9 protein-coding genes are annotated in these 14,147 nt (G+C 39.2%); 3 read left to right on the top strand and 6 right to left on the bottom strand.

The genetic code is table 11. From position 1 onward, the window contains the following. Window positions 1–647: 647 nt before the first annotated feature. Window positions 648–1,346 (top strand): ComF family protein, encoded by a 699-nt coding sequence (locus GGQ60_RS18705; protein WP_183767170.1) that lies wholly within the window; start codon window positions 648–650, stop codon window positions 1,344–1,346. 60 nt (window positions 1,347–1,406) lie between these two features. Continuing rightward, a complete protein-coding gene (locus GGQ60_RS18700; protein ID WP_183767168.1) occupies window positions 1,407–2,780 on the top strand; it encodes a beta-helix domain-containing protein in 1,374 nt (457 codons plus the stop codon). A 477-nt stretch (window positions 2,781–3,257) separates the two neighbouring features. On the opposite strand, the gene glmS is transcribed toward GGQ60_RS18700, so the two are convergent. From glmS to GGQ60_RS18685, 3 genes are all read right to left on the bottom strand, one after another. Further along, window positions 3,258–5,096: a glutamine--fructose-6-phosphate transaminase (isomerizing) gene (glmS, locus tag GGQ60_RS18695; RefSeq protein ID WP_183767166.1), complete on the bottom strand. Its 1,839-nt coding sequence runs from the start codon at window positions 5,094–5,096 to the stop codon at window positions 3,258–3,260. A 150-nt stretch (window positions 5,097–5,246) separates the two neighbouring features. Continuing rightward, window positions 5,247–6,518, bottom strand: a complete 1,272-nt coding sequence (glyA, locus tag GGQ60_RS18690) for a serine hydroxymethyltransferase (protein WP_183767164.1) — start codon at window positions 6,516–6,518, stop codon at window positions 5,247–5,249. 63 nt (window positions 6,519–6,581) lie between these two features. Continuing rightward, on the bottom strand, window positions 6,582–7,325 hold the full coding sequence (locus GGQ60_RS18685) for a segregation and condensation protein A (protein ID WP_183767163.1): 744 nt from the start codon (window positions 7,323–7,325) through the stop codon (window positions 6,582–6,584). A gap of 249 nt (window positions 7,326–7,574) precedes the next feature. On the opposite strand from GGQ60_RS18685, the gene dxs reads away from it, so the two are divergent. Beyond that, window positions 7,575–9,503 (top strand): 1-deoxy-D-xylulose-5-phosphate synthase, encoded by a 1,929-nt coding sequence (gene dxs, locus GGQ60_RS18680; protein WP_183767162.1) that lies wholly within the window; start codon window positions 7,575–7,577, stop codon window positions 9,501–9,503. A 154-nt stretch (window positions 9,504–9,657) separates the two neighbouring features. On the opposite strand, the gene GGQ60_RS18675 is transcribed toward dxs, so the two are convergent. The 3 genes from GGQ60_RS18675 to GGQ60_RS18665 form a co-directional block, all read right to left on the bottom strand. Continuing rightward, on the bottom strand, window positions 9,658–11,286 hold the full coding sequence (locus tag GGQ60_RS18675; RefSeq protein ID WP_183767161.1) for a gliding motility protein RemB: 1,629 nt from the start codon (window positions 11,284–11,286) through the stop codon (window positions 9,658–9,660). A 109-nt stretch (window positions 11,287–11,395) separates the two neighbouring features. Further along, window positions 11,396–12,730 (bottom strand): undecaprenyl-phosphate glucose phosphotransferase, encoded by a 1,335-nt coding sequence (locus tag GGQ60_RS18670; protein ID WP_229685156.1) that lies wholly within the window; start codon window positions 12,728–12,730, stop codon window positions 11,396–11,398. Window positions 12,731–13,057: 327 nt separating this feature from the next. Continuing rightward, the gene (locus GGQ60_RS18665; protein WP_183767159.1) at window positions 13,058–14,146 is read right to left on the bottom strand and encodes a mannose-1-phosphate guanylyltransferase; all 1,089 of its coding nucleotides are present in this window, start codon (window positions 14,144–14,146) and stop codon (window positions 13,058–13,060) included. Window position 14,147: the final 1 nt, after the last annotated feature.

The following is a 14,147-nucleotide window of genomic DNA, read 5'->3' as shown; positions in this document are numbered from 1 at the left end:
TCGATCTGGTAAACCTCGCGGCCGATCTTTATATTTTAATTCACCTTAATCAAAGGGTCGTTTTTCTTCCCCTTGTTTTCAGCTCATCTCCATCTCTTTTTTACCCCTCCAGGCCTCCGCCCTTCAGGTTTTTTTATCCCTTCCTCTCGGTTGGGAGTGCAAAGGTAAGCAACTTTTTTAAACTTCCAAATAAAATATTTTTTTATTTTTTCAGCCACTCTTTTTTCCTCACCCTGCAATTTCAATATAATGGTTTTACCCAAAACCCCTTCCTTCCGAAGCGGGTTGCAAAGGTAGAAAAAATTATAAACCCTGCAAAGCAAATTCAGCAAATATTGCGCAAAATCCCGTAAACCTATGGTTTACAGCAGAAAATAATATTGCCTGATGTAAAACAATTGAGGCTTCAGGCTGTTTGCCCCCCCCTTCAACCCCGTCAGGTTTTCGAAACCTGACGGGGTTTTCCTCATGCCAGCCCACCTAGCCCCCGCGCCTCTACGGGTAGGCAATTGTAATGAAAAGCGGGAAAATCAATTAGATCCTGGCGCTAAACTGCTTTACTGAAAAATAATAATATAAGTAAAGTATATACTATAAAGTATTCCCTGCACGATACCATATCCCACAATTTTTTATATATTAGTAATATGCTACAGGTTAAACAATGGTGTAATGATTTAGTTGGTTTGCTATTCCCAAACCTTTGCAATGCCTGTGGTATAACATTATTCCAGGGCGAACACGTTATCTGTACAAAATGCCTGTACGACCTGCCTTTTACAGATTATCACCAACATGCAGAAAACAGGGTTGCAAAACAATTGTGGGGAAGGGTACCCTTAAATGCCGCCATGGCCATGTTGTATTTTAGAAAAGGAGCAAAGGTTCAGAACTTAATCCATAACTTAAAATATAACGGCAGAACTGATGTTGGTTTGGCCTTGGGGAATATGCTTGGAGAAAGGTTAAAAACCAACACCACTTACCAGAATGCCGATTTAATTATCCCGGTTCCCCTGCATCGCAAAAAATATAAGCGTAGAGGTTACAACCAGTGTACTTTTATTGCAGAAGGTATAGCACAGGAAATGAAAATCGAATTTAGCGAAGAGATTTTAGCCCGGAATAAGGTTACCGAAAGCCAGACCAAAAAGAGCCGGTATAACCGATATCAAAATATGAAAGATGTTTTTCAGGTAAACTCTACCGAAAACATAAGTGGCAAACATCTTTTATTGGTTGATGATGTGATTACTACCGGCGCAACACTCGAGGCCTGCGCCAATGCACTCCTGGCTGTTGGGGCAGCAAAAGTGAGCGTTGCGGCTCTTGCCTTTGCAGAATAAATACGCTTATGCCGTTTAAGAGCTGTTGCGAGTAGCCAAACATTTTTCTAAGTTTGATTTATGCGTTTAAATATTGGTTTAGTACTTCTGGCGTTATTCATTGCTTCAGCTTGCCGGAAGGGAGAGCACATTACCACAGACCCAAACGCCAGGCTAAACATTTCTAATCAAGAGATATTGTTTGACACCATTTTTACGTCCATAGGCTCAACAACTAAAAGAATAAAGATTGTTAATCGAAATAATGATGCGGTTAAAGTATCCGAAATCAGATTATCTGGCGGTAATACTTCGGCGTTTAGCATAAATATTAATGGGGAGCAAACACTGAACAAAAATGACCTGATCATAAATGGTCAAGATTCTATCAATCTTTTTGTCAAAGTTTCGATCAATCCAAATTCAACCGATCTGCCCTTCCTGGTTCAAGATTCTATCATATTAAACACAAATGGGAATAAACAGGTGATTCGGCTTTTGGCTTACGGGCAAAATGCGGTGTTTATTAATGAATCAACAATTAACACCAATACCAGCTGGACAAATGCTTTACCTTATATTATCAATGGATCGTTAACCATCAACAGCGGGAGTTCGTTAACCATACAACCCGGAACCAAAATTTATTTCCATAAGGATGCCAGTTTAAATATAGCAGGAAATTTATTGGTTAACGGAACTGTTACCGACCCGGTATTGTTTTGCAGCGATAGGTTGGAAAAGCTATATGCTGATGAGCCAGGCCAATGGAAAGGAATTTTCTTAAAACAGACGGGATACGGACTAATTAAAAATGCGATCATCAAAAATGCATCTGTTGGCATTACTTCCGATTCTTTATCCCACAACAGCAAACCCAAATTAATTTTGAGCAATAGCATTATTAAAAATATGCAGGTGGCAGCTTATATTGGCTATCATACTGAACTGCTAGCTTTTAATAACGTGATCTATAATTGTGGAAATTACTTAATATATGCGGTTGGAGGCGGGAACTATAACCTGAAACAGAATACCTTTGCCGGTTACAATTTAAACTTCCCGCGTAAAACGGCCTCGTTGAGTTTTTCAGATTATTTATCAGCAAACGCGTATAACGGCCTTCAAATTGATTTAACCAATAATATCATTTGGGGCAGTTTAACCGATGAACTGGATATCCAAAAGAAAACTTCTGCAACAGTACAACTCAATTTAAGGGGTAATTTAATCCGTTCAGGCAACACTACTTATAGCAGCAACGGCAATATTCTGAATATCGATCCATCCTTTATCAACAGGGAAACGGAAAATTTTGAGCTCTCGGCGAATAGTCCGGCCAGAAAAAAAGGTGTTGATTTAAGTAACGATCCTTATTTTACGGGTTACCTTAATAGAGATATAAAAGGCATTACAAGAATTTCTCCCTCAACCTTAGGCAGTTACGAAAAATAACCGCTTTTTTTTATTTTCCTAAAACAATTTAGCAAAAACTGTCGTTTATATATACGAGAGCGTTAATTTAGATGGTAAGGGTCGATATTTCTTCTAAAGAATATCGGCCCTTTACTTTTAACATGATTTTAAGGTATTTTCTGATCATCCCTCTATGCTCAATAGTGATTATTTTGAAAGTTAATGGTGATGCTTATTGGCTTGTAGCCCCGCTTTTTCTCCTGCCATTTTAATTTATCGGAATCGAAAAATATACAGTTTAAAACGGCATCCGTACAATCAGGTTAATTGAAAAAGTCAGATGCTTAAATCCTATCAGAATGCAAATATTGATCGCGGAATAAATTACATTCGGTAAGCCCGCTTAAGGCTCGGCTGGTAATGCACGGAAGCTAAACTTTCTTAAAACCTCTATATCAAAAAAGCAGCTACAAATTAATGCAGCTGCTCTATCTATTTGTTTTGTTGTGTTGTAAATTATTCTACTGTTACCGATTTGGCCAGGTTTCTTGGCTGATCGACATTACAGTCACGCAATACTGCAATATGATACGATAATAACTGAAGCGGGATGGTGGCTATAAGGGGCAAAAAGGCTTCATTGGCATCGGGAATTTCGATACAGTAATCGGCCATTTTCTTTACCTCAGTATCACCTTGTGTCACGATGGCAATCACTTTACCTTTCCTTGCTTTCACTTCCTGGATATTGCTGATCACTTTTTCATATGATGAATTCTGTGTGGCAATAAAAACCACAGGCATTTCTTCATCAATCAGCGCAATAGGGCCGTGTTTCATTTCTGCAGCCGGATAACCCTCTGCGTGGATGTATGAAATCTCTTTCAGTTTTAAGGCGCCTTCTAATGCTACAGGAAAGCCGCTGCCCCTCCCTAAAAACAAACAGTTGGTAGAGTCTTTGATTTTTTCTGCAACTTCTTTAATCAGATCGTTCGATTCTAAAGCAACCTGAATCTTTTCTGGAATATTATCGAGCTCGGTTAAAAGTTCGGTCAGTTTTGAGGTGGTAATGGTGCCTTTTTGCTGGGCCATATAAAACGCCATTAAAGTTAAAACCGTAACCTGTGCGGTAAATGCTTTTGTAGAAGCCACACCGATTTCAGGCCCGGCGTGGGTATAAACGCCCGCATGAGTTAAACGCGGGATGGAAGCACCCGCAACATTACAGATTCCGAAAATAGTTGCCCCGCGTTCTTTAGCCATCTCGATGGCCGCCATGGTATCGGCCGTCTCTCCCGATTGCGAAATGGCAATTACCACATCTTTTTCAGTAATAATCGGATTTCTGTACCTGAATTCAGAAGCATATTCAACCTCGACAGGAATACGGGCGTATTCTTCGATCAGGTATTCGCCAACCAGGCCTGCATGCCATGATGTTCCACAGGCCACAATGATAATACGATCTATATTTTTTAATTTCTCTGCGAATTCTTTGATCCCCCCAAGCTGTACTTTTCCTTCTTCAGGATAAATGCGGCCACGCATACAATCTTTAATCGAACGTGGTTGCTCATAAATTTCCTTAAGCATAAAATGATCGAAACCACCTTTTTCCAGCATTTCCAACTTTAACTGCAATTCCTGGATTAATGGAGTTTGTACCACATTATCCAATCTTTTAATCAAAAGATCTTCTTTGGTGATCAATGCAATTTCATTATCATTTAAATAAATTACATTTTTGGTGTATTCTACAATTGGCGTAGCATCAGAAGCAATAAAGTATTCTCCCTGCCCTACACCAATTACCATCGGACTGCCTTTCCTGGCCGCGATTAAACGGTCGGGATGACCCTTGTCCATAATCACGATTGCGTAAGCGCCGATTACTTCCCTTAAAGCCAAACGAACGGCTTCCAAAAGATCAATGTTTTCGATTTTCTGGATTTCTTCTACCAGATGAATCAATACTTCCGTATCGGTATCACTTTTAAATTCGTGCCCGCGGTTAATCAGCTCCTCTTTTAAAGTGGCGTAATTTTCAATAATGCCATTGTGTATGATTGATAGCTTACCATTGTTGGAGGTATGCGGATGGGAATTGCGGTCAGAAGGGACACCATGGGTTGCCCAACGGGTATGGCCCATGCCAATGGTACCAGACTTATCCTGACCTTTAGCAAACTCTTCTAAAACCGCTACCTTACCCGCTTTTTTATAGATATGCTCTCCACTTTCGTTCATTAATGCTATACCAGCACTATCATAACCCCGGTATTCTAATCTTTTAAGTCCTTTGAGTACAATCGGCCAGGCTTCTCTATAGCCAATATAGCCTACTATTCCACACATAATTTTATCCTATTAATTTGGGATAAATATATAAAACAAACGTTTGTTTTAAAGCATTAAGCACTAAAGATCTTCTTGTTTAAATAAAAAAGCAGCTACAACTCCTGTAACTGCTTTTAACGTATAATTACTAAATCGAATTAGCTATGCTTAACTGTAAAGTGGAAATGCGCTCACCAATTTAATCACTTCAGCTTTCACTGTATTTAGATTATTTTCATCTTCAGGATTGGCTAAAACCCTGTCAATTAGTTCAACAATCTGTTCCATTTCGGCCTCTTTTAAACCTCGGGTAGTAATGGCAGCGGTACCTACGCGGATACCAGAGGTTACAAACGGTGATTTATCGTCAAATGGCACCATATTTTTGTTCACCGTGATTTCTGCTTTTTCCAAAGCGTTCTCAGCTACTTTACCGGTTATATTTTTATTTCGAAGGTCGATCAACATCAAATGGTTATCGGTACCCCCTGAAATAATGCCGTAACCTTTAGCTACAAATGCTTTGGCCATAGCCTGTGCATTAGCGGCAACTTGTTTAATGTAAGTTCCGTACTCCTCGCTTAAAGCCTCACCAAAAGCAATTGCTTTTGCCGCAATAATATGTTCTAACGGACCGCCTTGTGTACCGGGAAAAACCGCCATATCAAGCAGGTTGCTCATCATCCGGATTTCGCCTTTTGGTGTTTTTAATCCCCATGGGTTTTCAAAATCCTGTCCCATCATAATCATACCGCCACGTGGACCACGTAAGGTTTTATGGGTAGTAGTGGTTACAATATGGCAATGAGGAAGTGGGTTTGCCAACAAGCCTTTAGCAATTAACCCGGCCGGGTGAGAAATATCGGCTAAAACCAAAGCACCTATTTTATCTGCTACCGAACGGATAAATGCATAGTCCCATTCGCGGGAGTAAGCAGATGCACCGCAGATAATCAATTTTGGTTTTTCGGCCAAGGCAACTTCTTCCAGTTTTTTATAATCGATCAATCCGGTTTCCTTTTCTACCCCGTAAAATAAAGGCTGGTATAACTTACCTGAAAAGTTAACAGGAGAACCATGGGTTAAGTGCCCGCCATGAGAAAGATCGAAACCCAATATTTTATCGCCCGGTTGCAACACTGCAAGCATTACAGCTGCGTTTGCCTGTGCGCCAGAGTGTGGCTGAACATTTACCCAAGCCGCACCAAACAATTCTTTGGCCCTGTCGATAGCGATCTGCTCTATCACATCCACTACCTGGCAGCCGCCATAGTAACGTTTTCCTGGTAAGCCTTCTGCATATTTATTGGTCAGTACCGATCCGGCAGCTTCCATTACCTGCTTGCTTACAAAGTTTTCTGATGCAATAAGCTCTAAACCATGCTCTTGGCGGTTTAATTCTTTATCGATAAGTTCAAAAATTTGGTTGTCGCGTGTCATTGTTATATTGAGGTTTGTAATTTTTTGGCAAAAGTACGGATTTCAAATTTAATTTAGGCCGTATCAGGATAATGCTTTCACATTAAAGTTGTTAAAGCCACTTCCGATGGTGATCTCTACGATCTGTTGTTGCAACATTTCTAAAATGGCAAGGAAATTATATACGAAATGTACTTTATTTTCTGAATTTTTAAGCACCAGGGCAAAATCAATCTGTTTATTGATATCGAGGAGGTTGGCAATAAAGTATTTTTGCTGTTCGATCGTATAGGGATACTGCACTACGGTATGTTTAACCTCTTCACTACGCAGTTCATATTTCTGCATGGTGCGGTGATATACGGTTAAAAGTTTATACAGGTCTAACGATAACAGTTCATCCTGATGAGAGGAAGATTCGGCAGCCAGTGTAAGGTCGAAAGCAATATTACCCCGTTGGTCCTGCTTTAAGCGTTCCTCTTCCAAAACCTTCATTTCTTCTGCGGCAGATTTAAACTGTTTATAAGCAATCAGCCGGGCAATCAGGTCCTGCTCTGCGTTGATTTCATTTCCGGCTTCATCCACCTCGATCCTTGGCAGGAGCATTTTGGATTTGATACGCATCAAGGTGGCAGCAACCAAAATAAATTCGCTGGCAACTTCTACGTTTAAAGCGAGGAGCTTGTGTATATAGGCCAAAAAGTCGTTGGTAATCTTCGCAATCTCAACATCCTGTATATTAAGTTCGTCGCGCTCAATAAAGAACAGCAACAGATCGAAGGGACCTTCAAATACCGGAAGTTTTATTTCAAAATTTTCTGACTGCATGTGTAACAACAAACATAGTGAAAATTTTTAGGTCCTTACAGCCTAATTCCGGTCCGCAACGCTCCATGCTGATCACCAGCTGCCGTAAGTTAAAACCTTAACGCTTAACGCTAACCCACTAAAGATTAACCACTACCCCTTGTCTTAAACTCCAGCCGTTTAACCCTCTGTAATAAACCACTATTTTTCTCTTCTATATTAAAACAAATTTACCTTACTTTGTATCTTGTTTTTTACCACAAATTTCGAATGCAAGTAAAAGCTGGCCCCCTATTATCTAAAATCAACTATCCTGCTGATTTAAAGCAATATAGCGAAACTGACTTAGAACAAATAAGCCAGGAATTACGACAGTATATTATTGATATCGTAAGTGTAAACGGTGGCCATTTTGGTGCCAGTTTGGGTGTTGTTGAATTAACGGTAGCCTTACACTACGCTTTGAATACCCCTTACGACAAGTTGGTATGGGATGTAGGCCACCAGGCATACGGGCATAAAATATTAACCGGTCGCCGGGATTTATTCCACACCAACCGTGTATACGGCGGCATTAGCGGTTTCCCTAAAATTTCAGAAAGCGAATACGATACTTTTGGCGTGGGCCACTCTTCTACTTCAATTTCAGCTGCTTTGGGCATGGCTGTAGCTTCGCAGTTAAAAGGAGAAACCAATAGACAGCATGTTGCGGTTATAGGCGATGGCGCTATGACTGCAGGTTTAGCTTTCGAAGGATTAAACCATGCCGGGATTGAAAACAGCAATGTACTCGTGATCCTGAATGACAACTGCATGTCTATCGATCCGAATGTAGGTGCACTGAAAGAGTATTTAACAAGCATTACCATTTCGAAATCATACAACCGTTTCCGAGATGATATTTCTCATGTGCTTACCGGGCTTTCTAAACTTGGGCCTAACGCGCATAAATACGTAAAGAAAATAGAGAAAAGCATTAAAGGTACCTTACTTAAACAGAGTAATTTATTTGAAGCTTTAAATTTTAGGTATTTCGGTCCGGTTGATGGCCATGATGTTAAACGTTTGGCCCAAATCATAAAAGATTTATCTGCCATTCCGGGGCCTAAACTTTTGCATTGCATTACCGTAAAAGGGAAGGGCTTTGCGCTGGCAGAAAAAGACCAAACGAAGTGGCATGCCCCCGGTTTGTTCGATAAGATAACCGGCGAAATCAAAAAAAGCGTTCCGGATAAACCACAGCCACCAAAATATCAGGATGTTTTTGGGCATACCATGGTAGAACTGGCCGAAGCCAATGATAAAATTGTAGGGATTACCCCTGCCATGCCATCAGGTTCATCGTTAAACATCATGATGAAAGCAATGCCAAAACGTGCATTTGATGTGGGGATTGCCGAACAACATGCTGTAACCTTCTCAGCTGGGTTAGCCGCTCAGGGCATGGTTCCTTTCTGTAATATCTATTCGAGTTTTATGCAAAGGGCTTATGATCAGGTTATTCATGATGTAGCCATCCAAAAACTGAATGTGGTGTTCTGCTTGGACAGAGCAGGCCTGGCAGGTGCCGATGGGGCAACTCACCATGGCGCTTACGATATTGCTTATATGCGCTGCATCCCAAATCTGATTGTTTCTTCCCCGATGAACGAGGAAGAACTACGAAACCTCATGTTTACTGCCCAACAGGAAAACATCGGTCCCTTTGTAATCCGTTATCCACGTGGAAATGGGGTAATGCCCGATTGGAAAAGACCGTTTAAAGCCTTGGAAATTGGCAAAGGACGTAAAATCTGCGATGGCGAAGATGTTGCTTTATTAACCATTGGGCATGTAGGTAATTTTGCTGTTGAAGCCCGTGCTGAACTGAACAGCGAAGGTTTTTATCCGGCGCATTACGATCTTCGTTTTATCAAACCTTTAGATGAAGCTTTATTACACGAAGTTTTTGCTAAGTATAAACATGTAATTACGGTAGAAGACGGTTCTTTACCTGGTGGTATGGGCGCCGCAATATTGGAATTTATGGCCGATCATGGTTACCATGCCAATGTAATCCGTTTGGGTATACCAGACCGGTTTATAGAACATGGCGAACAGGCCGAACTTTGGGCTGAATGTGGTTATGATAAAAATGCCATTATTAAAGCGGTTAGAAAGGTTGCCGTTAAAAGAACAACAGATAGTATGGCAGGTTAATGCTTGTTGTATTGTTTCGCCATTCTGAGCATAGCGAAAAATCTTAACGTTAAAAGGAACGCCCCTCTTATTATCTCAGGAAGGATGACCGGATAAATAAAAAAAGCCTCAGTTATAAAAAATAACCGAGGCTTTATAATTTTTTAGGCTTTCCTTAAAAATCAGTATATAAATTCCTGAACGAACTGCGTAAACCGAAAGTGATTAGGCCTGTATTGTTTTTACCAAGGCTATTGCTTTCCCGTCTTAATATACCTCCCAATTCTAAGCGGAGATTATATTTTGGATTTATGACGTAAGCAACTCTTCCTTCTGCATAAAAAAGATCAGTCCGGATACCCTGTGTAGTATAATTTCCATTAGGCTTTACGGCATCGGTATAGGGCTCAAAAATATTTTTACCATAATTCTGCCCGGCTTCATCCAAGCCATATTTTGCATACATTAACTCACCGCTAAAATCGAAACGTTTGTAAGAGTAATTTAATAAACCTACCAATTCTCTAAAGTTGGCGCCCATGGGGTGCGCTAAAGGTTCCCCATATTGGGCATAATTAATAATGGGTTTACGTGATGAAAATGTATAAGGTTTTGCTGTATTATATTCTACTAGATAGTTTAATCCGGCCACATGAAATACATCAGCACCTCTTAGTCCCAACTGCCAGGCATATTTATTTCTGGAACTACCTTCAGAAGAGAAAAATTCTTTTGCTTGAAACTCATCCAGAGAAAATTGCCCATAGGCAACCAACTCCTTTGCAAACTTATATTTACCAGTGAATCCTAGGAGCGCATTATCTGGAGAACCGCTTGATGCTTCAATTGGCCTTAAAAAAATAATGGGATTGGCATAGCCCCAATCAAACCCTCTTCTATTTCCAGCATCGTCTGTTTGCGCCCAAACAATGGAATCGAAGAATCCTATTGATAATCTGTTATTCACATTCCAGTCTAAATAATGGAAAACGCCACCTTTCTTTCTAAAACCAGCCTCATATGATAATTTCGGAGCACTTGGATCCTGCATAGCGGCCCACATCACCATATATTGTACATTACCTAAATTACCCGTTAATTTCAGGAATGGATAAGGGGAGGCGTAATCAGACAATAACAATGAACGATAGCCATCACCAACAAAATTCTTATCATATCCTGCAGTAATATTCAAATATTTTATGGGTGTATAAGACACGGTAGCGGTTACATATGACCAATCTGCGGTTAAAGGATTAATATCCGGATTATAACCCTGACCATATTTACCTCCAACACGGTTATAAGATTGTCCAGGAACAATGCCATGCTCATTTATATAGTTCCTGTAATAGTCAGCAAAGCGTCCCTGATTCTCAAATCCGCTGGTATAAAAAGAAAATTTCTTCCCTATTGTACCTCCAACCTGATAGCCACGGGTATTAAGATAAGTATTTTTCTTTCCCGAGAAATCACGTCCGATCTGGAAATCTGGCAAAAAGTCTGCGTAAACCGTATAATCTTCTTTTTGAATATCAAATAAATGTTCTTGAAACAACTTTCTGGCCGCCCATGATTTTCTCGTCGAATCTGCCCCAACATTCATTAAAAGTGCATTCTTATCTCGCAGCAAGCTATCATCGATAAAGAAAGGCTTTAAAGCACTATGAAAGCGTGTATTTGGATTATAAATCTCGCTACTTAGCTTCTGATAAAACTGATAAGAGTAAGGCTGATAAACTGCCTGGGCTTTTACTTTATAAATGGAAACGACTAAAAATAAAAAGAATAAGATTTTCTTCATCTGGTAAATTTTAATTCAAAGTGCAAAGAACGTAATTTATTATGGAACTAATGGTACTCATTAAATTTCTACAAAGATAAAAGCCCTTCCGGGCTTTCATGAGTTATTGCTAATAGGCATTTTCTTCACCTTTTACCATATTAATTACAGTCATAAAAATAATCTTTACATCTAACATGGCGCTCCAGTTTTCTAAATACCAGATATCGTGTTCTACCCGTTTTACCATTTTGTAATCTTCTTTGGTTTCGCCACGGTAACCGTTTACCTGTGCCCAACCTGTAATACCTGGTTTTAAAAAATGTCGAACCATAAACTGATCTACTATCCCTTTATATTGTTCGGTATGGCTCAACATATGCGGACGTGGGCCAACAACACTCATGTGCCCCATAAATACATTAAAAAATTGTGGTAATTCATCTAAGCTGGATTTCCTTAAAAACTTCCCTATAGGCGTAATGCGATCATCATTTTTGCTCGCCTGCCTTTTATCACTATCCGAATTCATGCGCATGCTTCTGAACTTAAAACACCAGAATGGCTCATCATCACGTCCGCTTCGTAGTTGTTTAAATAAAACAGGACCCTTACTCTGCATTTTAATCAGAATAGCAATAATCGGGTATAACCAGCTCAATACAAAAAGAATCACCAGGCCGCTAAATACCACATCAATCACTCTCTTTTTAAACCGGTTATGAATTTTCTCTAAAGGCTCCGACCTAAGAGAAATAACAGGAAATTCGTTTCCTAAATAACTTACCGTATAAGGCGACAATAAGGCTCCACTAATATCTGGAATAAACTTTAATCTTACACATTGACGTTCGGCCTCTTCAGTTAATAACGTCATATCCGCCATTCGTTCTGGTGCAATGGTTACATAGATATCTTTAATTCCTTTCTCAACCGCCATTTTAAACTGTCTTCCAACCGCATCAGAAATCTGACCATTGCGGTCTAAATAATCATCTGCTACATCATTAATAAAACCATGAAATTCAATATATCGCTGCTTTTCGAAATAACTCGCTAACTGTAAACCTGTTGCATTGTTACCCATAATGGCTACCGATTTAACGCCACGTAAGTGATTAAAAAGTAAAAATTGAAATGAGGTACCAATAAAACGGTTTACCAAAAATAAAATGGCAAGCATACCATAAAAGACAACAAGAAAAGATCTCGAGAAATCATTCTGTTTAGAAAAAAATAGATAAATGGAAAATAACACCGCATGTAAAACTACGCTTTTCCAGGTACCCCTATAAATCCGCTCTATCCTGCGCGATCCATATTCACTGTATAAACCAAAACTCGTAGTGCTTACTATCCAGATTAAATTACACACCACTACGTAATGCCATTGCAATTCCGAGCTCACAGCTTTACCCATGTAGGCTGTAAACTGGTAGGCAAAAAAGTATACAATATTGACCATAATGAGGTCAGTTATCGGCAAAATATATTTTAGAATAAATAAGTAACGTGTTTGCATAGGCCTTAAGGGAAAACTAAACAGTTATGTATTGTTTTTGTTTTAAATGAAACCATAATGAACAAAATTGATGCCCAAATTCTGAATTCAAAGTTAAATAATCATAAACAAATTAAAAACTACTAATAATCGGACAATATAAACTTTAAAAAAGACATGAATAATAAGAGTCTTCATATACTTGAAAATAGTCGATGGATCTTGCAAATAAGTAGATACAAAAAAAGTTTACAGTAAATGTAAACTTCTTAATGTTTTACGGCAGATCAATTAAGCGTATTTTATTCCATGCTGGGCGACCATATCTTTGGCAACCTGCTTAATTTCCTGTTCATCCGATTTTGGATAGATTAAGAGCACCTCGCCATCATCCACAATAATATAATTTTCCAACCCCCTGATTACTGCCGCTTTATCCTTAGGCAAATGAATAATACAGTTAGAAGTCTCTTTCAAATTAATCTTATCTAAATTAACCATATTATTGGCTGCGTCCTTTTCTCCAACTGCATGTAACGAGGCCCAGGTACCCAAATCAGACCAACCGATATCAGCTGGGATGGTGTAGACATTATCTGCCTTTTCCAGGATTGCATAATCAATAGAAATATTTGGGCTTAACGGGTAATTTTGGCTAATGAATTTTATTTCATCAGGGCTGTTATAAAAAGGTAGGCCTGATTCAAACAATGTAGCGATTTCTGGGGCATATTGCTCAAATGCTTTCTTTAAAGACCTTACTGACCAAATAAATATTCCGGCATTCCATACATAATCTCCACTTTTTAAATATTCTTCTGCTTTGGTTAAAATGGGTTTTTCCATAAAAGCACTAACCTTTTTTATTTCAGCTTGGCTTTTGCTATCAGATTCCTGATATTGAATATAACCATACCCGGTGTCTGGCCTGGTTGGCGTAATCCCTAAAGTTAATAAAGCATCGTGCTTCGAACTAAAGTCCAACGCTTGCTCTACTTTATTTAAGAATACTTTCTCTTTCAAAATTAAATGATCGGAGGGCGCAACCACAATATTGGCTTCAGGATTTAGTTGACCAATTTTATAAATCGCGTAAGCGATACAAGGCGCCGTATTATTACGGCTTGGTTCTAAAAGAATATTAGGTTTTAATACAGCAGGTAATTGTTCGACAACCAAATCAGCGTAGGTTTCGTTAGTTAAAATAAATATTTGCTCATTCGAACAAATATTTAAAAAACGCTCATAAGTGAGCTGTAATAAAGATTTACCAATGCCTAAAATATCAATAAACTGTTTCGGAAAATGATTACGGCTTTTTGGCCAAAAGCGTGAGCCCACACCTCCGGCCATGATCAATACATATGTATTTTTACTCATG

This window comes from Pedobacter zeae, assembly GCF_014196715.1.
Taxonomy (GTDB): domain Bacteria; phylum Bacteroidota; class Bacteroidia; order Sphingobacteriales; family Sphingobacteriaceae; genus Pedobacter; species Pedobacter zeae.
This window is presented reverse-complemented; position numbering and strand designations above follow the sequence as displayed.

Coding starts and splice junctions, on each gene's coding strand:
- GGQ60_RS18705 (WP_183767170.1), top strand. CDS start 648: ATGCTACAGGTTAAACAATGGTGTAATGATTTAGTTGGTTTGCTATTC.
- GGQ60_RS18700 (WP_183767168.1), top strand. CDS start 1,407: ATGCGTTTAAATATTGGTTTAGTACTTCTGGCGTTATTCATTGCTTCA.
- glmS (WP_183767166.1), bottom strand. CDS start 5,096: ATGTGTGGAATAGTAGGCTATATTGGCTATAGAGAAGCCTGGCCGATT.
- glyA (WP_183767164.1), bottom strand. CDS start 6,518: ATGACACGCGACAACCAAATTTTTGAACTTATCGATAAAGAATTAAAC.
- GGQ60_RS18685 (WP_183767163.1), bottom strand. CDS start 7,325: ATGCAGTCAGAAAATTTTGAAATAAAACTTCCGGTATTTGAAGGTCCC.
- dxs (WP_183767162.1), top strand. CDS start 7,575: ATGCAAGTAAAAGCTGGCCCCCTATTATCTAAAATCAACTATCCTGCT.
- GGQ60_RS18675 (WP_183767161.1), bottom strand. CDS start 11,286: ATGAAGAAAATCTTATTCTTTTTATTTTTAGTCGTTTCCATTTATAAA.
- GGQ60_RS18670 (WP_229685156.1), bottom strand. CDS start 12,730: ATGGTCAATATTGTATACTTTTTTGCCTACCAGTTTACAGCCTACATG.
- GGQ60_RS18665 (WP_183767159.1), bottom strand. CDS start 14,146: ATGAGTAAAAATACATATGTATTGATCATGGCCGGAGGTGTGGGCTCA.